The sequence below is a fragment of the Pseudomonas lopnurensis genome (genome assembly GCF_015070855.1).
GTDB classification, from domain to species: Bacteria; Pseudomonadota; Gammaproteobacteria; order Pseudomonadales; family Pseudomonadaceae; genus Stutzerimonas; species Stutzerimonas lopnurensis.
The window spans coordinates 19236-42065 of sequence record NZ_JADDIX010000031.1 but is presented as its reverse complement, the minus strand read 5'-3'; the positions used below and the strand labels follow the sequence as shown (position 1 = coordinate 42065).

Annotated in this window: 18 protein-coding genes and 2 pseudogenes; 10 read left to right on the top strand and 10 right to left on the bottom strand. The window is 67.2% G+C overall.

The annotated features are described in order from the left end of the window. Window positions 1–297 precede the first annotated feature (297 nt). Complete coding sequence (locus IN820_RS06535; RefSeq protein ID WP_193680197.1) at window positions 298–750, top strand: hypothetical protein; 453 nt, start codon at window positions 298–300, stop codon at window positions 748–750. Between the two features lie 7 nt (window positions 751–757). Here the strand turns inward: IN820_RS06535 and IN820_RS06530 are convergent, their stop codons facing one another. Next, window positions 758–1678, bottom strand: coding sequence for an AEC family transporter (locus tag IN820_RS06530; RefSeq protein WP_193680196.1), 921 nt, complete (start codon window positions 1676–1678; stop codon window positions 758–760). A 118-nt stretch (window positions 1679–1796) separates the two neighbouring features. After that, the gene (locus IN820_RS06525) at window positions 1797–2198 is read right to left on the bottom strand and encodes an acyl-CoA thioesterase (RefSeq protein WP_193680195.1); all 402 of its coding nucleotides are present in this window, start codon (window positions 2196–2198) and stop codon (window positions 1797–1799) included. Window positions 2199–2417: 219 nt separating this feature from the next. Here IN820_RS06525 and IN820_RS06520 point away from each other — a divergent pair, with 219 nt between their 5' ends. The 5 genes from IN820_RS06520 (at window position 2418) to phoU (ending at window position 9470) form a co-directional block, all read left to right on the top strand. After that, complete coding sequence (locus tag IN820_RS06520) at window positions 2418–3383, top strand: phosphate ABC transporter substrate-binding protein PstS family protein (protein WP_193680194.1); 966 nt, start codon at window positions 2418–2420, stop codon at window positions 3381–3383. A gap of 306 nt (window positions 3384–3689) precedes the next feature. Beyond that, the gene (locus tag IN820_RS06515) at window positions 3690–5966 is read left to right on the top strand and encodes an ABC transporter permease subunit (protein ID WP_193680193.1); all 2277 of its coding nucleotides are present in this window, start codon (window positions 3690–3692) and stop codon (window positions 5964–5966) included. A gap of 130 nt (window positions 5967–6096) precedes the next feature. Then, complete coding sequence (gene pstA, locus IN820_RS06510; RefSeq protein WP_193680224.1) at window positions 6097–7713, top strand: phosphate ABC transporter permease PstA; 1617 nt, start codon at window positions 6097–6099, stop codon at window positions 7711–7713. 106 nt (window positions 7714–7819) lie between these two features. Then, entirely contained in the window at window positions 7820–8647 is an 828-nt protein-coding gene (gene pstB, locus IN820_RS06505) for a phosphate ABC transporter ATP-binding protein PstB (RefSeq protein WP_193680192.1), read from the top strand. 97 nt (window positions 8648–8744) lie between these two features. After that, window positions 8745–9470, top strand: coding sequence for a phosphate signaling complex protein PhoU (gene phoU, locus IN820_RS06500; protein WP_193680191.1), 726 nt, complete (start codon window positions 8745–8747; stop codon window positions 9468–9470). Window positions 9471–9693: 223 nt separating this feature from the next. Here phoU and IN820_RS06495 read toward each other — a convergent pair whose 3' ends face one another. Further along, window positions 9694–10608, bottom strand: a complete 915-nt coding sequence (locus IN820_RS06495; protein WP_193680190.1) for a LysR family transcriptional regulator — start codon at window positions 10606–10608, stop codon at window positions 9694–9696. A 102-nt stretch (window positions 10609–10710) separates the two neighbouring features. Here IN820_RS06495 and IN820_RS06490 point away from each other — a divergent pair, with 102 nt between their 5' ends. Continuing rightward, a complete protein-coding gene (locus tag IN820_RS06490; protein WP_193680189.1) occupies window positions 10711–11616 on the top strand; it encodes a DMT family transporter in 906 nt (301 codons plus the stop codon). Between the two features lie 88 nt (window positions 11617–11704). Here the strand turns inward: IN820_RS06490 and IN820_RS06485 are convergent. Together IN820_RS06485 and IN820_RS06480 are read right to left on the bottom strand one after the other, a co-directional pair. Next, window positions 11705–13085, bottom strand: a pseudogene (locus IN820_RS06485) (GTPase/DUF3482 domain-containing protein). Window positions 13086–13325: 240 nt separating this feature from the next. Then, window positions 13326–14720, bottom strand: a complete 1395-nt coding sequence (locus IN820_RS06480) for a DUF2868 domain-containing protein (protein ID WP_328822081.1) — start codon at window positions 14718–14720, stop codon at window positions 13326–13328. 228 nt (window positions 14721–14948) lie between these two features. Here IN820_RS06480 and IN820_RS06475 point away from each other — a divergent pair, with 228 nt between their 5' ends. Continuing rightward, window positions 14949–15185, top strand: coding sequence for a DUF4282 domain-containing protein (locus tag IN820_RS06475; protein ID WP_193680188.1), 237 nt, complete (start codon window positions 14949–14951; stop codon window positions 15183–15185). Between the two features lie 45 nt (window positions 15186–15230). Here the strand turns inward: IN820_RS06475 and IN820_RS06470 are convergent, their stop codons facing one another. Continuing rightward, window positions 15231–16343: a glycerophosphodiester phosphodiesterase gene (locus tag IN820_RS06470; RefSeq protein ID WP_193680187.1), complete on the bottom strand. Its 1113-nt coding sequence runs from the start codon at window positions 16341–16343 to the stop codon at window positions 15231–15233. A 149-nt stretch (window positions 16344–16492) separates the two neighbouring features. Here IN820_RS06470 and IN820_RS06465 point away from each other — a divergent pair, with 149 nt between their 5' ends. Together IN820_RS06465 and IN820_RS06460 are read left to right on the top strand one after the other, a co-directional pair. Continuing rightward, on the top strand, window positions 16493–17008 hold the full coding sequence (locus IN820_RS06465) for a dihydrofolate reductase (RefSeq protein ID WP_193680186.1): 516 nt from the start codon (window positions 16493–16495) through the stop codon (window positions 17006–17008). A gap of 88 nt (window positions 17009–17096) precedes the next feature. Continuing rightward, a complete protein-coding gene (locus IN820_RS06460) occupies window positions 17097–17744 on the top strand; it encodes a YitT family protein (RefSeq protein ID WP_193680185.1) in 648 nt (215 codons plus the stop codon). On the opposite strand, the gene IN820_RS06455 is transcribed toward IN820_RS06460, so the two are convergent. From IN820_RS06455 to IN820_RS06440, 4 genes and pseudogenes are all read right to left on the bottom strand, one after another. Further along, window positions 17737–18192, bottom strand: a complete 456-nt coding sequence (locus IN820_RS06455) for a metallophosphoesterase family protein (RefSeq protein WP_193680184.1) — start codon at window positions 18190–18192, stop codon at window positions 17737–17739. The genes IN820_RS06460 and IN820_RS06455 overlap by 8 nt on opposite strands. Window positions 18193–18352: 160 nt before the next feature. Beyond that, window positions 18353–19900, bottom strand: a complete 1548-nt coding sequence (locus IN820_RS06450; RefSeq protein WP_193680183.1) for a nucleobase:cation symporter-2 family protein — start codon at window positions 19898–19900, stop codon at window positions 18353–18355. Between the two features lie 301 nt (window positions 19901–20201). Next, window positions 20202–20846: pseudogene (locus IN820_RS06445) on the bottom strand (solute carrier family 23 protein); the annotation flags it as partial. Window positions 20847–21167: 321 nt separating this feature from the next. After that, window positions 21168–22829: an ATP-binding protein gene (locus IN820_RS06440; protein WP_193680182.1), complete on the bottom strand. Its 1662-nt coding sequence runs from the start codon at window positions 22827–22829 to the stop codon at window positions 21168–21170. Window position 22830 lies beyond the last annotated feature (1 nt).

The window sequence follows — 22830 nt, the reverse complement described above, 5'->3', positions numbered from 1 at the left end:
GGGTAGGTTGGCGCTGAGCGCAGCGAAGCCCAACAGGGATCGGCACGAGCGTGTTGGGCTTCGTCGCTTCGCTGCTCAACCCAACGTACTCAGAATGTTCCAACGGATGCTGATGAGGCAGGCGACCTAGGGTGCGCTCCGCACACCGAGCGAGCCATCACGAAGCAATGGCGTCCCGGGCACCATCACTGGAAACGCCGATCGCTTCACCCTGTTTCCGTGAAGCGGTTGAGCGTATCGCCCGGAAATTTCTGTTCCGATGTGCATTTGCCGCGAACCGACGGTGAAGGACAGGGAATGAAAAGCATATTCTTCGCGGCCTGGGCGCTGCTCAGCCTGCTGCTGGGCGGCGTCACGATCCTTGCGGCGTTGGCCGAGCCATCGCTGGGCAGCGGCTTTTTCGTGTTGCTGACGGCCTATTACTCGTTCTGTTTCTTCCAGCTGATCCGCGCTTTCTACCAGCCCTGGGGGTTGCTGGGCCCACGACGGCGTACCGGTTACTGGCTGTGCCTGTTGCTACTGCCGCTGGCGCTGCTGCCGCTGCACGCGGCCTACGAGATCTGGCAGCAGGGCGCCTATCTCGTCGAGGACACCGGGCGCATGCGCTTCGGCATCGCCGTGGTGCGTCAGGGACTGGTGTGGTTGCAGGAACTGGTCGGGCATCCGGGGCCGATGCTGGTCCTGCTGGCGCTCGGCGTGGCCATCGCCGTTGGCCTGCTGCGGCTGCTCAAGTCCCAGGTGGTTCGCTGAAACGGCATCAGCCGTTCAGCAGCATCAACAGCAACGGCAGGCTCGCCGCGGCCAGCAGGGTCTGCAGGGTGATGATGCCGGCCATCAGGTGGCTGTCGCCGCCGAGCTGGCGCGTCAGGACATAGGCAGTGGGGGCGGTGGGCAAGGCGAAGAACAGCACCAGGATGGTGGTTTCCATCTCCGGCAGGCCGAGCAGGCGCGCCACGGCGTAGGCCAGCAACGGCACCACCAATAGCCGCAATGCGCTGTTCCAGCCCAGCGCCGGAATCTCCCCGCCGAGCTCTTGCGGCTTCAGCGCCGCGCCCACGCAGAGCAGGCCCAGCGGCAGGCTGGCGGCGGCCAGCAGGCCGAGCAGGCGATCGCTGCCGCCGGGCAGGCCGAGACCGGAGAGATTGACCAGCGCACCGGCCAGGCAGGCGAGGATCAGCGGATTCTTCATGATCGGTAGCAGCAGCGAACGCATGCTGACGCCGCGCTCGGCGGTCAGCGCCCAGACCGACATGATGTTCACCGTCGGCACCATCAGCGCCAGCATCAACGCCGCCAGCGCCAGGCCTTCCTTGCCGAACAGGCTGCCGACCGCCGCCAGCCCCAGGTAGGTATTGAAGCGCAGGGCGCCCTGGGTGAGCGCGCCGAAGCGCGCCGCCGGCCAGCCGCACAGGCGCTTGAAGATCAGCAGGGCGCCCCAGGCCAGGCCCAGCGCGAGCATCACGGCGGCGGCCAGCCGCGGCAGGGCGGGGTTGTCCAGCGGCGCGCTGGCCAGGCTGCTGAACAGCAGGGCGGGAAACAGAATGAAGTAGTTCAGGCGTTCGGCGCCGGGCCAGAAGGCTTCATTGGGAAACGTGCGCAGGCGCAGGAAATAGCCGGCGACGATCAGGGCGAACAGGGGCCAGAGGGCGAGCAGAAGGGCGGTCACGGATACATCCAACGGTGCAGGTAGTCAGGATCTTCGGTGCTCACCCGGCCTGCCGCAACCCCAAACGCCATAGGCACCCGGAACGGCGGGCCGATCGTGGCCGGGTTCTTCACCTCGAACCGGGCGTCGGTCAGCGCCGCGGCGCTACCGGCCGGGTGCGGCCGCTGCCGTCGATGGCGACGAAGACGAAGACCGCCTCGGTGACCTTGCGCCATTCGCTGGACAGCGGGTCGTCGCTCCAGACCTCGACCAGCATGCGAATCGAGCTGCGACCGACTTCCAGCGTCTGGGTGTAGAAGGAAAGCTGCGCGCCAACCGCCACCGGCACCATGAAGGCCATGCGGTCGATGGACACCGTCGCCACCCGCCCGGCCGCCACGCGGCTGGCCATGGCCGTGCCGGCCAGGTCCATCTGCGAGACCAGCCAGCCGCCGTAGATATCGCCGAAACCGTTGGTCTCCCGCGGCAAGGCGGTGAGCTGCAGGGCCAGGTCGCCCTGGGGGATCGGATCTTCCTGTTCGTATTCTTTCATCGGTCGGACTCGCGGCGATTGTTTTTCTGGCGCGAAAAGCCTGCGCTAGGGCGGGCGAGGGCCGAGTATAACGGCTGCGTACCCAGGCAGCGACCGGCGCAGCCGTGTTTTGCCCGCCGTCACCAGATTGTCACACTGGTTTCATAGAGTGTTCATACGGCCTGCAGATACTGGCCCCCGTTCCAACACACTCGAGCACACACCTGCTAGGAGCATGGTATGAAACTGAATCGTTTGATGGCGGCCCTGACCTTCGTTGCCGCTGGCGTGGGCACCGCGAGCGCGGTTGCCGCGGTAGATCCGGCGCTGCCGAACTACGAGAAGACGTCCGGGGTTTCCGGCAATCTCTCCAGCGTCGGTTCCGACTCGCTGGCCAACCTGATGACCCTGTGGGCCGAAGAGTTCAAGCGCAGCTACCCGAACGTCAACATCCAGATCCAGGCGGCTGGTTCCTCCACCGCACCACCGGCGCTGACCGAAGGCACCGCCAACCTGGGCCCGATGAGCCGCCCGATGAAGGACAACGAGATCCAGGCCTTCGAAGAGAAGTACGGCTACAAGCCGACCGCCGTGCCGGTGGCCATCGACGCCCTGGCAGTGTTCGTGCACAAGGACAACCCGATCAAGTCGCTGGACATCGAGCAGGTCGACGCGATCTTCTCCAGCACCCGCCTGTGCGGTGGCGAGCAGGACATCAAGACCTGGGGCGAGCTGGGCCTGACCGGCGAGTGGGCGAGCAAGCCGATCCAGCTGTTCGGTCGTAACTCGGTGTCCGGCACCTACGGCTACTTCAAGGAAGAAGCCCTGTGCAAGGGTGACTTCAAATCCAACGTCAACGAGCAGCCGGGCTCGGCCTCGGTGGTGCAGTCGATCTCCAGCACCCTGAACGCCATCGGTTACTCGGGCATCGGCTACAAGACCTCCAGCGTCCGTGCCGTGCCGCTGTCCAAGGGCGGCGAAGCCTTCGAGGCCAGCGAAGAGAACGCCCTGGCCGGCAAGTTCCCGCTGGCGCGCTTCTTCTACGTCTACGTGAACAAGGCGCCGAACAAGCCGCTGAGCCCGATCGACACCGAGTTCCTCAAGCTGGTGCTTTCCAAGCAGGGCCAGGACGTGGTGGTCAAGGACGGCTACATCCCGCTGCCGAAGAAGGTGGTGGATAAGACCCTGCAGGACCTGGGTCTCTAAGAACCTGCCTACGATCTGCTGCGCGTCGGCCCTGCTGCGTTAAAAACAGGCTCGGAATGCTCATTTACACTCGTAAACTCCGCTTCCTCGCCTGTTTTTGCCTTGCAGGACTCTAGCTCGCGAAATCGTAAACAGGTTCTAAGGCTCGCGCAACGGCCGGCGGCGTGCACGCCGGCCTCGCGCAGATGCCCGCCACGCGGTTCGCGCTGGCGGGCTTCGGCGCGTCACCTCGCTGTAATTTTTCTGTCACACGGCTGAACTAGATTAGGCGTCCCGAAGGGCCGCTTCAGGCCCAGGAACCCTGGCATGAACGACATAGAGAACATGACCGCGAATTCCGATGTGCAACGGCTGGACTTCAATACGCCGGCGCTCAAGCGCAAGCGCCGTATCCGTGCGCTGAAAGACCACCTGGCGCGCTGGTACGTGTCCGTCGGCGGCCTGGCCGTGCTGGGCGCCATTACCCTGATCTTCTTCTACCTGGCGCAGGTCGTACTGCCCATGTTCCAGGGCGCCGAGCTGGAGGCCCGCGCGGCCCAGCAACCGGCCTGGCTGGCCGACGCCGGCGAGCCGTTGTTGCTGGCCATCGAGGAACAGAACCAGGTGGCCTTGCGCCTGGGCAGCGACGGCCAGGCGCGCTTCTTCGGCCTTCGCGACGGCGCACTGCTGGCCAGCAGGGCCCTGCCGTTGCCCGCCGGTAGCCATATCGTTTCGGTGGGCCAGGACACGCCCGGCACGCGCCGGCTGGTGCTGGGCCTGGACAACGGCCAGGCGCTGGTGGTCGAACACAACTACCGGATCACTTACCCGAACAACCAGAAGACCATCACGCCGGAACTCGCCTATCCCTTCGGCGACGAGCCGCTGCAGCTCGATCCCGAAGGCCGTCCGATCGAGCAGGCGGCCGTCAGCCTCAACGGCAAGACCCTGCTGGTCGCCGGTGCCACCGGCACCTCGCTGCATGCCCAACGCATCGCCAGCAGCGAGAACCTGCTGACCGGCGAAGTCAGCCTGGAGCAGGAGCGCCTGAACCTGCCGCAACTGGCCGAGCCGATCCGCAAGCTGCTGGTCGATCCGCGGCAGATGTGGCTCTACGCGGTCAGCGGCAAGGCCAGCGCGGATGTCTTCGACCTGCGCCGCAAGCAGCTCAACGGCCGCTACAAGCTGGTCGGCGACAACAGCGAAATCACCAGCGTCAGCCCGTTGCTGGGCGGTATCTCGCTGATGGTCGGCGACTCCAAGGGCGCCATCGGCCAGTGGTTCATGGTGCGTGGCGCCGATGGCCAGGCCGAACTGAAGAACGTGCGCAACTTCCAGCTGGGCAGCAGCCCGATCCGCCAGATCCTGCCGGAAGAGCGCCGCAAGGGCTTTCTCGCCCTGGACGACGGCGGCCGCCTGGGCATCTTCCACAGCACCGCGCATCGCACGCTGGTCACGCAACAGGTCGCCGACGGTGCCGCGCTGGCCGCCCTGTCGCCGCGCGCCACCCGCCTGCTGGTGGAGTCGGGCCAGGGCCTGCAGCGCTTCGTGATCGACAACCCGCACCCGGAAATCTCCTGGAGTGCGCTGTGGGGCAAGGTCTGGTACGAGAGCTATCCGGAACCCGACTACGTCTGGCAGTCGACCTCCGCCAACAGCGACTTCGAGCCCAAGCTGAGCCTCGCGCCGCTGGCCTTCGGTACGCTCAAGGCGGCGTTCTACGCGATGCTGCTGGCCGCGCCGCTGGCGATCTGCGCGGCGTTCTACACCGCCTACTTCATGGCGCCCTCGCTGCGCAGCAAGGTCAAGCCGGTGATCGAACTGATGGAGGCGCTGCCGACGGTGATCCTCGGCTTCTTCGCCGGGCTGTTCCTCGCGCCGTTCCTGGAGAACCATCTGCCGGGCATCTTCAGCCTGCTGCTGCTGATGCCGGTCGGCATCCTCTTCGCCGCCTGGACCTGGAGCCGGCTGCCGCAAGGCGTGCGCCTGGCGGTGCCGGACGGCTGGGAAGCGGTGCTGCTGATCCCGGTGATCCTGCTGGTCGGCTTCGGCTCGCTGGAGATCAGCGGCCACCTGGAGAACTGGTTCTTCGGCGGCGACATGCGCCTGTGGCTGTCCAACGAGATGGGCATTCCGTTCGACCAGCGCAACGCCCTGGTGATCGGCCTGGCGATGGGTTTCGCGGTGATCCCGACCATCTATTCGATCGCCGAGGATGCGGTGTTCAGCGTACCCCGGAGCCTGACCCTGGGGTCGCTGGCCCTCGGTGCCACGCCCTGGCAGACGCTGACCCGCGTGGTGCTGCTGACCGCCAGCCCGGGCATTTTCTCGGCGTTGATGATCGGCATGGGCCGCGCCGTGGGCGAGACCATGATCGTGCTGATGGCCACCGGCAACACGCCGATCATGGAAGTGAACATCTTCGAAGGCATGCGCACGCTGGCCGCCAACGTCGCGGTGGAAATGCCCGAATCCGAGGTGGGCGGCACCCATTACCGCGTGCTGTTCCTCGCTGCCCTGGTGCTGCTGATGTTCACCTTCGTGATGAACACCCTGGCCGAACTGATCCGCCAGCGCCTGCGCGGCAAGTACGCCAGCCTGTAAACGAGGCCCGCCTGCGGGCGGGCGCTAGCGCGGTCGCCAGCGGCCGCGACGAGATTTCGCAAAAAGGTATCGATCCGTGAAAAAGGATTCGTTGAACACCTGGGTCAAGAGCGGTACACCCTGGATCTGGATGAACGCCGGTGCGGTGTCCATCGCGGTGATCATGACCCTGGGTCTGCTGGCGGTGATTGCCGTGCGCGGGTTGGCGCACTTCTGGCCGGCCGATGTGATCGTCGCCGAGTATCAGGTGCCCGGCGACGAGCCGCGCGTGCTGGCCGGCGAGGTGGTGCAGGCCGAGGAGGTGCCGCGCGCGCGGCTGGCGGCCAGCGGCCTGCCGGTGAACGTCGAAGGCGGCGAATTCATGACCCGCGAGCTGCTCAAGGTCGGCAATCGCGAAGTCTACGGCGCCGATTTCTCCTGGATCGTCGGCGAGTGGCTGAGCGAGCCGCGCAAACCCGCCGAGCTGATGGTCCTCGAGCGTCGCGAATGGGGCAACTTCTACGGTTATCTGCTGAGCGTGAAGGAAGCCGGGCAACTGGTCGCCGAAGGCGAGGGCGCCTGGGCCGAACTGCAGCGGCGTATCGAGCGCGTCGACCAGTTGCACGCGCAGATCTCTCGGGTGGAGAAGGTCGAGATCGGCCGCATCAACCACGGCCTGGAGCGCCTGCGCCTGAAGACCCGCAAACTGGAACTGGACGACCGGCTGGATGCCGCGGCCCAGGCGGAACTGGATGCCGAGCGCGCCCAGTGGGACGCCGAATACCAGGGCCTGGAGGCGAAACTGGTCGCCCTGCAGCAGCAGTTCAACCGCGACAGCATCGTCGTGCGCACCGCCGATGGCCGCGAGCAGGAAATCACCCTGGGCAAGGTGGTCCGCGCTTTCCAGCCGAACGCCATGTCGACCCTGGACAAACTGGGCTTCTACTTCGCCAAGCTGTGGGAGTTCGTCAGCGCCGAGCCGCGCGAGGCCAATACCGAAGGCGGTGTGTTCCCGGCGATCTTCGGCACCGTGCTGATGACCCTCATCATGGCGGTGATCGTCACTCCGTTCGGCGTGATCGCCGCGGTCTACCTGCGCGAATACGCCAAGCAGGGCCTGCTCACCCGCGTCATCCGCATCGCGGTGAACAACCTTGCCGGCGTCCCGTCGATCGTCTATGGCGTGTTCGGCCTGGGCTTCTTCGTCTACGTGCTGGGCGGCTCGCTGGACCGGCTGTTCTATCCCGAAGCCGCGCCGGCGCCGGTATTCGGCACCCCCGGCCTGATGTGGGCCTCGCTGACGCTGGCGATCCTCACCCTGCCGGTGGTCATCGTCGCCACCGAGGAAGGCCTGGCGCGCATCCCGCGGATGATCCGCGAGGGTTCGCTGGCCCTCGGCGCAACCAAGTCCGAGACGCTGTGGAAGGTGGTGCTGCCGATGGCCAGCCCGGCGATGATGACCGGCCTGATCCTCGCCGTGGCCCGCGCCGCCGGCGAGGTGGCGCCGCTGATGCTGGTCGGCGTGGTCAAGCTGGCACCGAACCTGCCGCTCAACGGCAACTACCCTTACCTGCATCTGGATCAGAAGATCATGCATCTGGGCTTCCATATCTACGACGTCGGCTTCCAGAGCCCCAACGTCGAGGCGGCGCGGCCGCTGGTATACGCCACGGCGCTGCTGCTGGTGCTGGTGATCGCCACGCTCAACTTCAGCGCGATCTACATCCGTAACCACCTGCGCGAGAAATACAAAGCGCTGGACCATTAAACAGCAGCTGCAAGCTTCAAGCGGCAAGCCTCAAGAAGAGTGAGGCGCGCCGGCTTGAGCTTGCGGCTTGTAGCTTGCAGCTTGCAGCTGCGAACGGAGTGAGCACATGCAACCGACTACCCATTCCATCGATATTTCCGCACTCGGACGCGACAAGCGCAGCCTGGACCTGGCCAGCGAGCCGGTGGCCATCGAGGTGCCTGAGCTGAGCCTGTTCTACGGGCAGAAGCAGGCGCTGTACAACGTCAGCATGAACATCCCCAGGCAGCGCGTGACCGCCTTCATCGGCCCGTCCGGCTGCGGCAAGTCGACCCTGCTGCGCTGCTTCAACCGCATGAACGACCTGGTCGACGGCTGCCGCATCGAGGGCGCGATCAATCTCGACGGCCACAACATCTACCGCAAGGGCGAGGACGTCGCCGACCTGCGCCGCCGGGTCGGCATGGTGTTCCAGAAGCCCAACCCGTTCCCCAAGAGCATCTACGAGAACGTGGTCTACGGCCTGCGCATCCAGGGCATCAAGCAGAAGCGCGTGCTCGACGAGACCGTCGAATGGGCGCTCAAGGGCGCGGCGCTGTGGGACGAGGTCAAGGACCGCCTGCACGAATCGGCGCTGGGCCTCTCCGGCGGTCAGCAGCAGCGCCTGGTGATCGCCCGGACCATCGCCGTGCAGCCCGAAGTGCTGCTGCTCGACGAGCCGAGCTCGGCACTCGACCCGATTTCCTCGCTCAAGGTCGAGGAACTGATCTACGAGCTCAAGGCCAAGTACACCATCGTCATCGTCACCCACAACATGCAGCAGGCCGCGCGGGTCTCCGACTACACCGCGTTCATGTACATGGGCAAGCTGATCGAGTACGGCGATACCGATACGCTGTTCACCAACCCGGCGAAGAAGCAGACCGAAGACTACATCACCGGGCGTTACGGCTAAGAGCAGCGGCAAGCTGCAAGCCACAAGCGGCAAGAGTGACCCCGGAGAACAACTTGAAGCTTGCAGCTTGAAGCTTGCAGCTTTCGCGGAGCGAACCATGAACAAAGACAACCACACCCAACACATCTCCCAGCAGTTCAACGCCGAGCTGGAGGAGGTGCGCAGCCACCTGCTGGCCATGGGCGGGCTGGTGGAAAAGCAGGTCAACGACGCGGTCACCGCGCTGATCGAGGCCGACTCCGGCCTGGCCCAGCAGGTGCGCGAGATCGACGACCAGATCAACCAGATGGAGCGCAACATCGACGAGGAATGCGTACGCATCCTCGCCCGCCGCCAGCCGGCGGCTTCCGACCTGCGCCTGATCATCAGCATCTCCAAGTCGGTGATCGATCTCGAACGCATCGGCGACGAGGCGACCAAGATCGCCCGCCGCGCCATCCAGCTGTGCGAGGAGGGCGAGTCGCCCAAGGGTTACGTCGAGGTGCGCCACATCGGCGACCAGGTGCGCAGGATGGTGCAGGAGTCGCTGGACGCCTTCGCCCGCTTCGATGCCGAACTGGCGCTGTCGGTGGCGCAGTACGACAAGACCGTGGACCGCGAATACAAGACCGCCCTGCGCGAACTGGTCACCTACATGATGGAAGACCCGCGCTCGATCTCCCGGGTGCTCAGCGTGATCTGGGCGCTACGCTCGCTGGAGCGCATCGGCGACCATGCGCGCAACATCGCCGAACTGGTGATCTACCTGGTGCGCGGCACCGACGTGCGCCACCTGGGCCTGGCGCGCATGGCCGAGGAAGTCGAGGGTAGCAAGGAGCGCTGAGGCGCGCGTGCCTAGGGCGGCGCCTCTTCAGCATGTAGGGTGGGCTTCAGCCCACCAGCCCCCCCTTTGGAGCATGCCACCCCGCGCGGTGGGCTGAAGCCCACCCTACGGCTTCAAGAGCATCGCCCCGGGCCGGGTCTTCCACAAAGGCAGCGGGTGCCCACCGGAGCAGCAATAGGCACGCCCGCATAGGCCGGGCCTTCCGAACCGTTTCGATTGCCGCTCAAGCCGGCGCCAGCGCCTCGCTCAGGTAGTCGATCAGCACGCGCAGTTTCGGCGGTAGGTGGCGGTTCTGCCGCCACAGCAGCCAGGCCGCGCCCTGGTACGAGCCGGTGTAGCGCCATTCGGGCAACACCTCGCGCAGACGGCCGTCGGCCAGCGCGGCGGCGGCGGTGAAGTGTGGCAGGCAGGTGATGCCCAGATGCGCCAGCGCCACCTGCAGCCGGGCTTCGCTGTGGTTGCTGATATAGCGACCGTGCACCGTGATCGTTTCCTGCTGGTCGCCGCGGCGCAGGTGCCAGCGATTGTCTCCGGCCGTTTCTCCCAGATATAGACAGCTGTGACGCAGCAGGTCCTGCGGGTGCTGCGGCTCGCCGTGGCGCTGCAGGTATTCGGGACTGGCGCAGAGCAGCTGGCGCACCGGCCCGAGCGGTTTGCCGGCCAGGCCCTCGGGTGGGTTGTCGGTGACCTGTACCAGCAGGTCGAAGCCGTCCTCGATCAGGTCCGGGCTGCGGTCGTCGATCCGCAGCTGCACGTCGACGTCCGGGTAGCGCTGCAGGAACCCCGGCATCAGCGGGCTGACGACGAACTTGCCGTAGGCCTTCGGCACGCTGAGGCGCACCAGCCCGCGCGGGCTGCTCATCAGTCGCTCTCCAATGGCCACGGCGGCCTCCGCCGCTTCCAGCATGGTCCGGCAATGCTGATAGAACTCCGCTCCGGCCTCGTTCAGGCGCAGCTGGCGGGTCGTGCGTTCCAGTAGGCGCAGCGCCAATGCCTGCTCCAGCCGCGCCACCTGGCGGCTCACGGCCGAAGGGGTACTGCCGAGCAAGCGCGCGGCACCGGAGAAGCTGCCGGCCTCGACCACCCGCACGAACACCGCCATGTAGGGCAGCAGGGCTGTGCTGTCATTCGTTCCCATGCGGAACAGGTCCTGTGCTGTTTCGCCGGATTATCGATCGCTGCGGCAGGTCCGACAATCAGCGTCTGATCATTGAGCCGGGGGCGGATGATGAAAGGCGCAATGAAGCGGGGGCTGTGGCTGGCCGACGGTATGCTGCTGATGGTGGCGCTGATCTGGGGCAGCAGCTATGCGGTGGCCAAGCAGGCGCTGCTGTTCTATCCGGTGCTGGGTTTCCTGGCGATCCGTTTCGGCCTGACGTTCCTGATCCTGCTGCCGCAGCTGCGCGGCGCCGGGCGTCGCGCGCTGCGTCCGGGCGTGCCGCTGGGGCTGGTAATGCTGGCGATCTTCCTCTGCGAGATGTACGGCGTGCTGCTGACCAGCGCCAGCAACGCGGCCTTCCTGATCAGCCTGTGCGTGGTGATCACACCGTTCGTGGAGTGGGCGCTGCTGCGCCAGCGTCCCGGCGGCGGGTTGTGGCTCGCGAGCGGCCTGTCGCTGACGGGCGTCTGGTTGCTGACCGGGGGCCCCGAGCTGGCGCTCAACCTCGGCGATGGCCTGATGTTGTTGGCGGCGCTGTTGCGGGCCCTGCTGGTATGCCTGACCCGTCGGCTCACCGCCGATCGGGCGATTCCGCCGCTGGCGCTGACGGCTGTGCAGAGCGGGGTGGTCGGCACGAGCTGCCTGCTGCTCGGGCTGGCCATGCCGGACGGCCTGCCGGCATTGCCACAAAGCACGGCGTTCTGGTCCGCGGCTTTGTATCTGGTGCTGTTCGCCACTCTGTTCGCCTTCTATGCGCAGAACCTCGCCCTCGGGCGCACGAGCGCGACGCGGGTATCGCTACTGATGGGCTCCGAGCCGCTGTTCGGCGCGATCATCGCCGGGCTCTGGCTGGGCGAGCGGCTCGAGCCGATGGGCTGGGCCGGCGGCTTGCTGATCGTGGCGGCGACGCTGTGCACCTTGCGCATCGGCCGCTCGCCGGTGGCGGACGGCAGCGCGGCGCGGCGACCGGGTGAAATGGTGGGCTGAAGCCCACCCTACGGTTTGCAGGTGTAGGGCGGGTGAAGCCCGCCGATATGGAGCTGGCATCCCGCACGATCGGTGGGTTGCACCCGCCCTACGTAACCGAATCGCGCAGTTCCGCCTGCAGCGCGTCGAGCGCCATCTGGCGTTCGCCGTCCNTGCAGGCGGGCGGCGGGGTTCAGTGATGACCATTCGGGGTGCGCGCGGGCACGCTGCAGGGCTTCCGGCAGCTTGCCCTCGCGCCAGGTCTGGTCCTGCGGCGTGTTCAGGCGGATCGCCTCGACCGCGGCGTGCCCGCGGGTGGCCAGGGCCGCGAGCAACTGGCGTTGGCGCAGGGCGAGCAGGCGCAGCACGGCGTCGTCGACGGTCAGTTCGCGCTGGCCCTTGAGCTTGCCGAGCAGGCGGTTGCCATAGTGCCGTGCGGTCTGCGCGCCGCCGCCGGCGAGGGCGCCAAACAATGCCGCGGCGCCGAGGGTGATGCCGCCGACCATCAGATCGACACCGGCGCCGGCAGCCGCCCCGGCGGCCATGCCGCCACCGATCTTCACGCCCAGCTGCTTGAGGGTTTCCGGGTTGAACAGGTCGTCGCCCCAGCGCCCGTCGAGCAGCGGCAGGTCACGGGCCTCGGCATCCTCCCGGCGGAAGGCGTACAGCCGCAGCAGCGCCTCGACGCAGCGCTGTTCGCGGACGCGCACCGCATCGTGCAGTTCGCCAATGGCGCCGCGCTCCAGCTCCGGCTGCGCGGCGACGCTGCGGCGACAGGCGGCGACGTCGAGCAGCAGGTCGGCGATCAGCCGCTGGCCGCTGGCCTGGCGCGCTTCGGCCTGGGCCTCGTGATCGTCGATCAGCCGCTGCAGCTTCGGCCGCGCCTGCTCCAGCAGCAGCGCCAGGCTTTCGTACAGGCGCCGCTCGCCGTCCAGCGGCGGCGCCACGCTGTCGAAACGCACCAGCGCATGCAGGCCGAGGCGGGCCAGGGCCTGGCGCCATTGCTCTTCGCGATGGCCGGGCTGGGCGACGAAGTTGAGCACCGGCAAGAGCGGCTTGCCGCAGCCGGCGAGCACCGCCAGCTCGTCCTTGTACTTGGCCAGCACCGGCTCGCGGGCGTCGATCACGTAGAGCCCGGCGTCGCTGGTCAGCAGCTGGCGCAGCACCTTGGCCTCCTGCTCGAAGCGCTGGCGCGCCTCGCTGCCGTCGAGAAAGCGTGCGGTGCGCGCCGGGCCGTCGAGGCGTTCGCCGGGGCGCTCCAGGCGTTCGAGATAGTCGAGCAGGGCGATGGCGTCTTCCAGGCCCGGCGTGTCGTAGAGCTCCAGCAACGGTTCGCCGTCCACCGACAGCCGCGCGCCTTCGACGTGGCGGGTGGTGCTGGGGCGGTGAGAGACCTCGCCGAAGCCGATGTCGCGGGTCAGGGTGCGCAACAGCGAGGTCTTGCCGACATTGGTGTGGCCGACCACGGCGAGTTTCAGGGGCGCGCTCATAAGAAGCCTCCACCGAATCCGTAGGGCGGGTGCAACCCGCCAACCCTGGCGTACGGCGACTCCGCATCGACGGGTTGCACCCGCCCTGCGATCGCTACGGGACTGCGGCTGGCCGTGTAGGGTGGATGACGCTTTACCCATCCACCTCGCCTGTATGGGTTGCGGTGGACGAAAGGAGTGTCATCCACCCTACGGATTCTTTCCTTGCAGCTCGAGGCTTGAAGCTTGCCGCTCGCATGATCAGTCATGGCCGTGCTCCAGCCAGCCCAGCGGCGCGCAGCTCGAATGTGTGAGGCCCAGGGCATCCAGGGCCTGGTGCCAGTCCTCCAGGCGGGCACTGTCCAGCGCCTCGCCCGGCGGTGCCTGCAGCAGCCAGACGCGGGTGCTGGCGGCGCAGCGCGACAGCTCGCCGAGCAGCGCCAGGGTGCCGCGGTCCGGCGAGCGCCGTGGATCGCAGGCGATGGCCAGGCGCGCCGGCGGAAAGCGCGTGAGCTGGTCGAGCAGGCGCCGGCGCTGCTCGCGCTCGTCGAGGATGCCGGCATCGGCGACGCCCTGGGGCAGGGCCGGCGGCCAGGGGCGGCTGCCATCCAGCTCGACGGCCACCAGCACGGCACCCTCGCTGCCATTCAGTCGTGCGCCGGCGGTCGCTGCGTGCAGCTGCGCCGGGGCCGCATCGCTGATGCCGAGGCGCTCGCTGGCCGGCTGCAGGCGCTCGCGCAGCAGCCGGTAGGCGGGCAATTGCAGATCCAGCCGCAGCGCCGCGCGTCCGCGCCGCCAGCGCCACAGGCACAGGCCGCTGAGCAGCAGCCGCGGCAGCAGGCCGTAGACCAGCAGCACGCCGACCAGCCAGCCGGCCCAGCTCTGCCGGGCGTTTTCCAGCCCGCTGCCCAACGCGCCGCTGGCGCGGATCTGCTCGGCGTCCGGCACGCCGAAGCCGAGCAGCGTCGGCAGCGCGCCGAGGGACTGGGTGAGCGTGATAAAGGCGTTTTCGCCGAGGATGGTGGTTTCCCAGACGAAGCCGTAGCGCCGCGTCGCCAGCAGGGCGAGCAGCGTGAGCAGGGCGCTGGTCATCGCCAGCAGCCAGAGGCCGTGCACGCCGAGGCCGAGCAGCCAGCGGCCGAGGCGACGCTGCTGCAGCACGGCGAGCAGCGCCGGGGCCAGTTGCACGGCGCGGGCGTCGCGTGCCAGCTTTTCGCTGAGCCAGAGCCACAACCGTCCCAGCGCGCCACCGCTGTCGCCGACGAGCAGCAAGCCCAGCAGCCAGCCGAGCAGGGTCAGCAGGTTCAGCCCGAGCAGGCTGCCCAGCGCCCAGAACACGTTGACCGGCCGCTGGCCGTCGCCCAGTGCCGCCCAGGCCAGGCCGGCGCCGGTGAACATAGCCAGCACTGCCAGGGCGATGCCGCCCAGCCGCGCGCCCTGGCGCCAATGCCGCAGGGCCTCGAGCAGCCCGTCGCGGCGTGCCAGCCAGAGCGCGCGGTGTTCGATCAGGGCCGGCAGGTCGCCGCCCAGGGCACGGGCCTGACGATTGGCTTCCTCGTCCTCCAGCGGCCCGGCATGCTCTTCGCGCAGGCGCACGGCTTCGGTCAGCCAGAGGCGGTCGAGGGGGCTGAGGGCGGGCAACTGAAAATCGGTCACGCGGCGTCTCGTGGCAGGGCGGAGCCCCGAGCATACCCGCCGAGGCGGGCCGGGGGAATTGCAGTGCCGTCCGGCCCGCCCCGGGCAGGCTTGGATGCTGCGGCGCAGACGGCTAGAATCCGCATTCCGATTGCGATCGGGCGGCCTCAGGGCCGTTTCACCTGCCACGGATCGGCAAGAGGCGCTGGCGCCTCGGGCCTGTCATCACGCCTTCGAAAAGGAATCTTCATGAAAGACCTGTTTTTCTTCGACGCTATGCTCACCCCGAAGATCATCACGCTGATCTACTGGCTGGGGCTGATTTCGGTGGTGGTCGGTGCCGTCGCCACCCTGTTCGCAGGCGCCTTGTTCCAGGCGCTGGGCATCCTGGTGTTCGGCCTGATCGGCACGCGCGTCTGGTGCGAACTGCTGATCGTGTTGTTCAAGATTCACGAAAACCTGCAGAAAGTCGCCAACAAAGCGTAACTCAATGGGCGGCCGTCCCAGGCCCACCCATTGCCTTTCTGGTCGTCACCTTTCGTTGCGCAGGCGCACGGCGATATCCGGCTGGTCGATGAACAGGCCGTCGATGCCGGCGTCGAGGAAGGCACGGATTTCCGTTGCGATCTTGCCGCGCTCGGCCGGCTGGTCGCTGCTGCGCAGATCGGTCGGGAGGAAGGCGTTCTCGGCACGGAAGGTGTAGGGGTGCACCTTGAGCCCGGCGGCGTGGGCATCGGCGACGAAGCGGGTCGGCGCGCCCAGGTCGCCGTTGGCATCGCGCGGGATGACGTAGCCCTTCTCCGGACCGACGCCGGCGGCGTAGCGGGAAATCGCTTTCAGCCCCGCCGGGGTGGCCATCTGCGCGTAGCTCAGCTCGCCGCCACGGACCTGCTGGTCATAGGGCTGGCCGGAGCCGAGCAACTGCACCAGGCGCAGCTGGCTCAGGCGGCTGAGGGTTTCGAGGTTGTCCACCTCGAAGGACTGGATGTGCACCGGCGCTTGCCGGCCGACGTAGCCGTTGCGCGTGAGAATGCGCAGCAGCGGCTGCTCCATGGCCAGGCCGAGCTGCTGGAAGTGGGTCGGGTGCTTGGTTTCCAGGTACAGGCCGATGCGCCGGCCCTGGCTGAGCTGCAGGGTCTTCACCAGGTCGATGATCTGCTGCAGGGTCGGGATTTCCAGGCTGCCGTCGAGGCGGGCATTGCCCGGGCGGATCGCCGGGATGCGCTCGATGGCGCGCAGGGTCTTCAATTCGGCGAGGGTGAAATCCTCGCTGAACCAGCCATCGAGCGTGACGCCGTCGACCCGCTGGGTGCGTCGGCGGTCGGCGAACTCGGGGCGCTGCGAGACGTCGGTGGTCAGTCCCAACTCGTTGTCGTGGCGGGCGACGATCTGCCCGTCGCGGGTCATCACCAGGTCCGGTTCGATGTAGTCGGCGCCCTGGAAGACCGCCAGGGCATAGGCGGCCAGGGTGTGTTCCGGCACATAGCCGCTGGCGCCGCGGTGGGCGATGACCAGCGGCGTCGGTTCGTCGCGCTCGGCATGCTTCGAGGTGTTTTCGGCCGGGGCGGCGAAACCGGCGAGTGGCAGCAGCAGGCTGCAGGCGGTCAGCCAGCGGCGAAGGGAAGCGGTGCTTTTGCGGGTCATGTCGGCATCTCCTCGGGTTGGAACGTCACAGCCTGAGCCAGTTGCGTGACCGGACTTGGACGCTGCGCTGCCTGTTGCATCGCAGCCTGATGAAGCCGACGAACGGCTGGCACTGCAGGACGGCCCGGCGCTCTGCTATGCTCGCCGCCATGAACCAGACCCGTCTCCCCCTCGCCATGATCGCCGCGCTCGCAGAGCGGCATGTTATCGGCCGTGACAACATCATGCCCTGGCACCTGCCGGCCGATCTCAAGCACTTCAAGGCCATGACGCTGGGCAAGCCGATCATCATGGGTCGCAAGACCTGGGATTCGCTCGGCCGTCCATTGCCAGGCCGGCTCAATCTGGTGGTCAGCCGCCAGCCGGATCTTCAGCTCGAAGGCGCGCAAACCTTCACCAGCCTGGACGCTGCGCTGGTCCGTGCCGAGCAATGGGCGTACGAGCAGGGCGTCGACGAGCTGATGCTGATCGGCGGTGCGCAGCTGTATGCCCAGGCGCTGGAGCGCGCGCAACGCCTGTATCTCACGCGTATCGATGCAGCTCCCGACGGCGACGCCTTCTTTCCTGAGTTTCAGGAGGCCGAATGGCTGCGTGTCGCGAGCCAGGCGCATCCGGCCGAGGGCGATGCCCCGGCCTATCGCTTCGAAACCTGGGAACGACGCTGACCCGCTTAGCCATGCCTTGATCCGCGCCCAGTGCGCTGTGCGCGGCCTGTTCCATCCTACCCGCCGCTGCCGTAACGAGACCACCCCGATGCAACCAACCGAATCCGAAGCCGCGCAAGCCGAGCGCGTCGCCGCGATTTTCGTCCGCCACCCGCTGTGGGAAGACGGCCTGGCGCTGCTCACCGGCACCGCCCTGGTCGCCCTCGGGATCGCCTTCTACAGCCATGCCGGGCTGCTGACCGGCGGCACCGTGGGGCTGGCCTTCCTGCTCAAGTACCTGGCCGGCTGGTCGTTCGGTCCGGCCTTCTTCCTGCTCAACCTGCCGTTCTATGCCCTGGCGATCTGGCGCATGGGCTGGGCGTTCACCCTGCGCACCGTCTGCGCGGTGGGGCTGGTATCGCTGTTCGCCGAGCTGACGCCTCGATGGGTGCGCTTCGCCGCGCTCGACCTCGTCTACGCGGCGGTGTTCGGCGGCTTCGTCATCGGCGTCGGCCTGCTGATCCTGTTTCGCCACCGCGCCAGCCTCGGCGGGGTGAACATCCTCGCGCTGTTCCTGCAGGAGCGTTTCGGCCTGCGCGCCGGCACCTTCCAGATGGGCATCGACGCGCTGATCGTGCTGGCGGCGGTGTTCATCGTACCGGCGGACAAGGTGCTGTTGTCGGTGCTCGGCGCGGTGGCGCTGAACCTGGTGCTGGCGATCAACCACCGCGCCGGGCGCTACATGGGCGTCAGCTGAGGGGCAGCAGCTCGGCGTCGGCGCTGGCGTTTTCCAGCCGCAGCAGCGCCAGGCCGATCGGCAGCTTGAAGCGCCGCGGGCCGGCGCTGCCCGGATTGACGTAGAGCACGCCGTCGCGCCGCTCGATCCGCGGCTGGTGCGAATGGCCGGCGACCACCACGTCGATGCCGGCGGCGGCCGGGTCGAAAGCCAGTTGCTTGAGATCGTGCAGGACGTGGATGGCGAAGCCGCCGATGCGCAGGTCCAGCCGCTCGGGGAGCGCCATCGCCCAGTCGTCGGTGTCGATATTGCCGCGAATGACGTCCAGCGGCGCAATCGCCCGCAGGCCGTCGAGTACCGCCGCCTTGCCGATGTCACCGGCGTGGATGATCCGCGCGCAGCCCTGCAGTGTCGCCAGCGCCTCGGGGCGGAGCAGGCCGTGGGTGTCGGCGATCAGACCGATGCGCATGTGGGTGTCTTCCTCTTGGTCGAGCCAGCCAGCATAGGCCATTCGACTCGCGGCCGGGCGCCGAGGTTGCCGCAACGATGCGCTGGAAGGCCATCCGAACGAAACGGCCCGCAGCGGGTGCGGCGGGCCGTTTCGGTTTCAGGGGGATTGGCGACGGCGATCAACCACTGGTGGTGCTGGCCGCCGCCATCTTGCTGGCGTTGGTGCGCGGTGCGGGCGGCGGCGCGCCGTGGTCGTCGGCGCCGAGCACCGGCACCTCGTGGCCCTGGGCATCGAACAGCTTGCCGTCGTGGAAGTGATCGCCGTCGTGCAGCGCGGCGATGTCCTGGTAGCGCAGGGTGCGTTCGCTGGCGGCGGCGAATACCGACTGCTGGTCCGAGTTGCCGGCCTTGAGGTGATTGAAGATCAGGTTCAGCAGGATCGCCATGATTGCCGCCGAGCTGATGCCGGAGTGGAAAATGGTCTCGAACCAGGCCGGGAAGTGGTGATAGAAGCTCGGCGCGGCGATCGGGATCATGCCGAAGCCGATCGAGGTGGCGACGATGATCAGGTTCATGTTGTTGCGGTACTCGACCTGCGCCAGGGTGCGGATGCCCGCGGCCGCCACGGTGCCGAACAGCACGATGCCGGCGCCGCCGAGCACCGCGGTCGGCACCGCGGCGATCAGCCGACCCATCACCGGCAGCAGGCCGAGGGTGACCAGGATCAGCCCGGCGGTGGCCACCACGTAGCGGCTCTTCACCCCGGTCACCGCCACCAGGCCGACGTTCTGGGCGAAGGCGCTCTGGGTGAAGGAACCGAAGATCGGCGCCAGGCTGCTGGAAATCATGTCCGCGCGCAGGCCGTTGCCCAGGCGTTTGGAGTCGACCTTGGTGCCGATGATCTCGCCGACCGCGAGAATGTCCGCCGAGGTTTCCACCAGGGTGACGATGATCACGATCAGCATCGACAGGATCGCCGCCACGTGGAATTCCGGCATGCCGAAATGCAGTGGCGACGGCATCGCCAGCAGCGGGCCATCGAGCACGCCGGAGAAGTCGGCCATGCCGCAGAATACTGCGGCCAGGGTGCCGATCACCATCGCCAGCAGGATCGACAGCCGCGAGATGCTGGCGCTGCCGAGCTTGCTCAGCAGCAGCACGGTGGCCAGGGTGAAGGCGGCCAGGCCGATGTTGGCCATGCTGCCGAAGTCCGGCGCCTGGCTGTTGCCGCCCATCGCCCAGCGCGCCGCGACCGGCATCAGCGTCAGGCCGATGGTGGTGATGACGATGCCGGTGACCAGCGGTGGGAAGAACCTGGTGATCCGTGAGAACACCGGAGTGATCAGCAGGCCGATCAGCGAGGCGCCAATCACCGCACCGAGTACCGCGGGGATGCCTCCGGCGCCGTCGCTGCCGATGATCGCGATCATGGTCGCCACGCCGGCGAAGGACACGCCCTGCACCAGCGGCAGCTGGCAACCGAAGAAGGGCAGGCCGATGGTCTGCAGCAGGGTGGCCAGCCCGCCGGCGAACAGCGAGGCGGCGATCAGCAGGCCGATGTCGGCGGAGGACAGGCCGGCCGCCTGACCGACGATCAGCGGCACCGCGACGATGCCGCCATACATGGTCAGGACGTGTTGCAGGCCGTAGGCCAGATTGGCGACGGTACCGAGGTTCTCGTCTTCCGGACGCTTCTCCGAAGGGGTGCTTGCGGATGGGACTGTCATGGTGGAGTTCTCGCTGTTGTTCTTGTGCCGAACAATGTAGACAATTTATTGCTGCATGTGCCAGCTCTTTGTATACATTTTTAAAAGCAAGGATCTGTGGGCAAAAGCCGGATATGGAAGGTTATGGGCATCCATCTCCTGGTATTTGCCGGTGGCCGTTAAGCCAGGCGATGCGCCAATCGACGAATGGTTATCCGGCCGGGTGACGCCTGTTGGCAGGCGGCCTGATCGGATGGCGGGTTGAGGTTGGGCTCGGGAGGAGAGACGAGCCCTGGCTGCGGCGCGGCCCGCCGCATGCGCCTCAGTTGCCGGTGGGCGGGGTTTCCGGCAGGAACCCGTTCATCAGCAGGGCGCAGAGGCCACCGGTGGCCACGCCCGACTCCAGCACCGTGCGCAGCGCCGGCGGCATAAGGACGAGGAACTCCGGCACCTGGGACACGCCCAGGCCGAGGGCCAGGCTGACCGCGACGATCAGCAGGGCGCGGCGGTCCAGCCGGGTGCCGGCGAGGATATTGATGCCGGAGGCGGCCACCGCGCCGAACATCACCAGCGCGGTGCCGCCCAGCACCGGCTCGGGGATCGCCTGCAGCACCCCGGCGACGGCCGGGAACAGGCCCAGCAGTACCAGCAGCAGGGCGATCCACAGGCCGACATGGCGGCTGGCGATGCCGGTCAGCTGAATCACCCCGTTGTTCTGCGCGAAGATCAAGCTGGGGAAGCTGTTGAACCGTCCGGCCAGCAGCGAGTTGGCGCCGTTGACCAGCACGTCGCCCTTGATCCGCTGCATCCACAGCGGGCCTTCCACCGGCTGGCGCGAGGCCTTGCTGGTGGCGGTGACGTCGCCGATGGCTTCCAGCGAGGTGACCAGGTAGATCACCAGCATGGGCACGAACAGCGCCCAGGAGAAGCCCAGGCCGAAGTGCAGCGGCGTCGGCACCTGCAGCAGCGGCGGGTATTAGGGGACGGACCACGATTTACTAGAGATTGTGGTCTATCCCCTAATGTCCGTCCGATACTGCGTTGCACCGCGCAGCGATCTTCGGGGCAGTGGCCTCAATGCAGCCCACTCGGACGGGTAGTCGTCGAGGTAGAACTAAGCTCCCTTCACTTCGAGCCATGCTCGGCCAGCCAGTTCTTGCATTGGTCATAGTCGGGCATGACGCGTTTCAAGCGTAGCCAGTAGATTGGCGTGCAGGTCGCCGGCCTGGGCGCCTCATTCAATAGAGCTCATTCCGGCTCATTCCGGCTCATTCCGGCTCATTCCGGCTCATTCCGCGTCGTTGAGGAAATAAACAGCGCCCCGGTTCTTGCCGTGCTGAACGAGGGCGCCGTTGTCCTTCAGCTTTTTCAGCAACTTGGCAGCTTGGTCGGTCGACAACCGGCACAGCCCCATCACTTCGGCCCGCTTGATCTGCCCGTGCTGTTGCACATAGCTCAGCACCATCTGCTCATGCTGGATGGGGCTGAAACCGGCTTGTCGGGTATAGGCGGCCTTATCGCCCACGGCCTGATACAGACTAGCCGACAGGGTATAGCTGCGTGCTCGGGTGGAGCCGTGCGCTTCCACCAGTCCGGCTTCGGTCAGGGCTTCCAGGGTGCGCTTGGCGCTCGCGGTATCACGCTGTATTTGAACGGCCAGCTCATCGGCAGTGACCCGCTTGGTCGCGCGTAGGGCGGCCAGGGCGATCAGGCTGTCGATGGGCAGCTCCGCATTGGTGGCGCGCTCGTGCTCGACCACCAGACGGCGGAAATCCAGGTCCGCCTCGGTTGTGGGCAGGCGCAGCACCACGCTTTGGGCGGTGGTGTAGCCATAATCGGGTGCGGGCCGGCCAAACTTGAGCATGCCGCGAAAGATCTTGTCCACGCCCCGCCCGGAGCGCTCGACCACGCCGATGCGTTTCATGGCGTCCGCCAGGGTCGGGTTGCGCGGGCGCGGCTCGGTGACAAGCAGATTGGCCAGGGTCACGCCATCCACCAGTCCGCCGGGGTTACTGACGACCAGGGCATCGTCCTCCAGCCGCACATGCACCGCGCCGAGGCGGTGATAGTCGCGGTGGATCAGGGCGTTGGCCACCGCCTCGCGGAAAGCGCCCATATCAACCTTGGGCACTGGCACGCGGAATAGGCCGACCTGCAATTCTTCCTCTGGGTTGTAGGGACGGAAATTGGTTTCCAGCCAGTCCAGAGCCTTGAGTAATGGAAAGCGGCGGAACTCATTGAAGCGCACCGCCTGCTGGGCCAGCACCTGGAAGGCGAATTCATGGGTGGGTACCAGTTGGCGCAGCGAGGTTTCCCGACCCACCAGCAGCAGGCCTGTCAGGGTCGGCATCCGCGAACCGTCCGGCTGGCGGGCGGTAAGCATTAGCGCACCATCCAGGGCTTCATCGTCCAGCTCCAGCAGTACGCGGTCGCCGCCGTACTGCTGCACGGCCTGGCGCAGGCGCTCGCGCTCCAGCGGGTCGAGGTCGGCGAGGGTGGCGCCGGCCACCGGCTGGGCCGACACGTCGATCAAGCCAAAGCTGGCGGCGCGACTGGCCCGCTCATGGGGCAGCATGGCCACGCATTCGGGTGTGCCGTCGTGCCTTACGCGGCGACGCAGGTAAACACCGCCAGTGGTGGCCACCTCGCCGCGGGCCTTGGGCACGCGGATGCGCGCTACCGTCACGCTGTCTACCTCAACCGCCTCGGCCTGCACGGACAGCGATGGCGACGTGCGCGCCGCCACCATCCCGGCCAACCCCTCCAACAGGCGATGCTCGGCATGCAGGCCGGTGGGCGTGCCGTTGTCCTCGACGCCCAGCCATAGCTCACCGCCCTCGGCGTTGGCCAGGCAGATCAGTGCCTCGATCAGGTCGGTATCGGAGAGCTTCTTGCGGTCGCTCTTGAACTCGACGGTGAGGGTTTCGCGGGGCGGCAGGCGTTGGGACATA

Coding starts and splice junctions, on each gene's coding strand:
- IN820_RS06535 (WP_193680197.1), top strand. CDS start 298: ATGAAAAGCATATTCTTCGCGGCCTGGGCGCTGCTCAGCCTGCTGCTG.
- IN820_RS06525 (WP_193680195.1), bottom strand. CDS start 2,198: ATGAAAGAATACGAACAGGAAGATCCGATCCCCCAGGGCGACCTGGCC.
- IN820_RS06520 (WP_193680194.1), top strand. CDS start 2,418: ATGAAACTGAATCGTTTGATGGCGGCCCTGACCTTCGTTGCCGCTGGC.
- IN820_RS06515 (WP_193680193.1), top strand. CDS start 3,690: ATGAACGACATAGAGAACATGACCGCGAATTCCGATGTGCAACGGCTG.
- pstA (WP_193680224.1), top strand. CDS start 6,097: ATGAACGCCGGTGCGGTGTCCATCGCGGTGATCATGACCCTGGGTCTG.
- pstB (WP_193680192.1), top strand. CDS start 7,820: ATGCAACCGACTACCCATTCCATCGATATTTCCGCACTCGGACGCGAC.
- phoU (WP_193680191.1), top strand. CDS start 8,745: ATGAACAAAGACAACCACACCCAACACATCTCCCAGCAGTTCAACGCC.
- IN820_RS06495 (WP_193680190.1), bottom strand. CDS start 10,608: ATGGGAACGAATGACAGCACAGCCCTGCTGCCCTACATGGCGGTGTTC.
- IN820_RS06490 (WP_193680189.1), top strand. CDS start 10,711: ATGAAGCGGGGGCTGTGGCTGGCCGACGGTATGCTGCTGATGGTGGCG.
- IN820_RS06475 (WP_193680188.1), top strand. CDS start 14,949: ATGAAAGACCTGTTTTTCTTCGACGCTATGCTCACCCCGAAGATCATC.
- IN820_RS06470 (WP_193680187.1), bottom strand. CDS start 16,343: ATGACCCGCAAAAGCACCGCTTCCCTTCGCCGCTGGCTGACCGCCTGC.
- IN820_RS06465 (WP_193680186.1), top strand. CDS start 16,493: ATGAACCAGACCCGTCTCCCCCTCGCCATGATCGCCGCGCTCGCAGAG.
- IN820_RS06460 (WP_193680185.1), top strand. CDS start 17,097: ATGCAACCAACCGAATCCGAAGCCGCGCAAGCCGAGCGCGTCGCCGCG.
- IN820_RS06455 (WP_193680184.1), bottom strand. CDS start 18,192: ATGCGCATCGGTCTGATCGCCGACACCCACGGCCTGCTCCGCCCCGAG.
- IN820_RS06450 (WP_193680183.1), bottom strand. CDS start 19,900: ATGACAGTCCCATCCGCAAGCACCCCTTCGGAGAAGCGTCCGGAAGAC.
- IN820_RS06440 (WP_193680182.1), bottom strand. CDS start 22,829: ATGTCCCAACGCCTGCCGCCCCGCGAAACCCTCACCGTCGAGTTCAAG.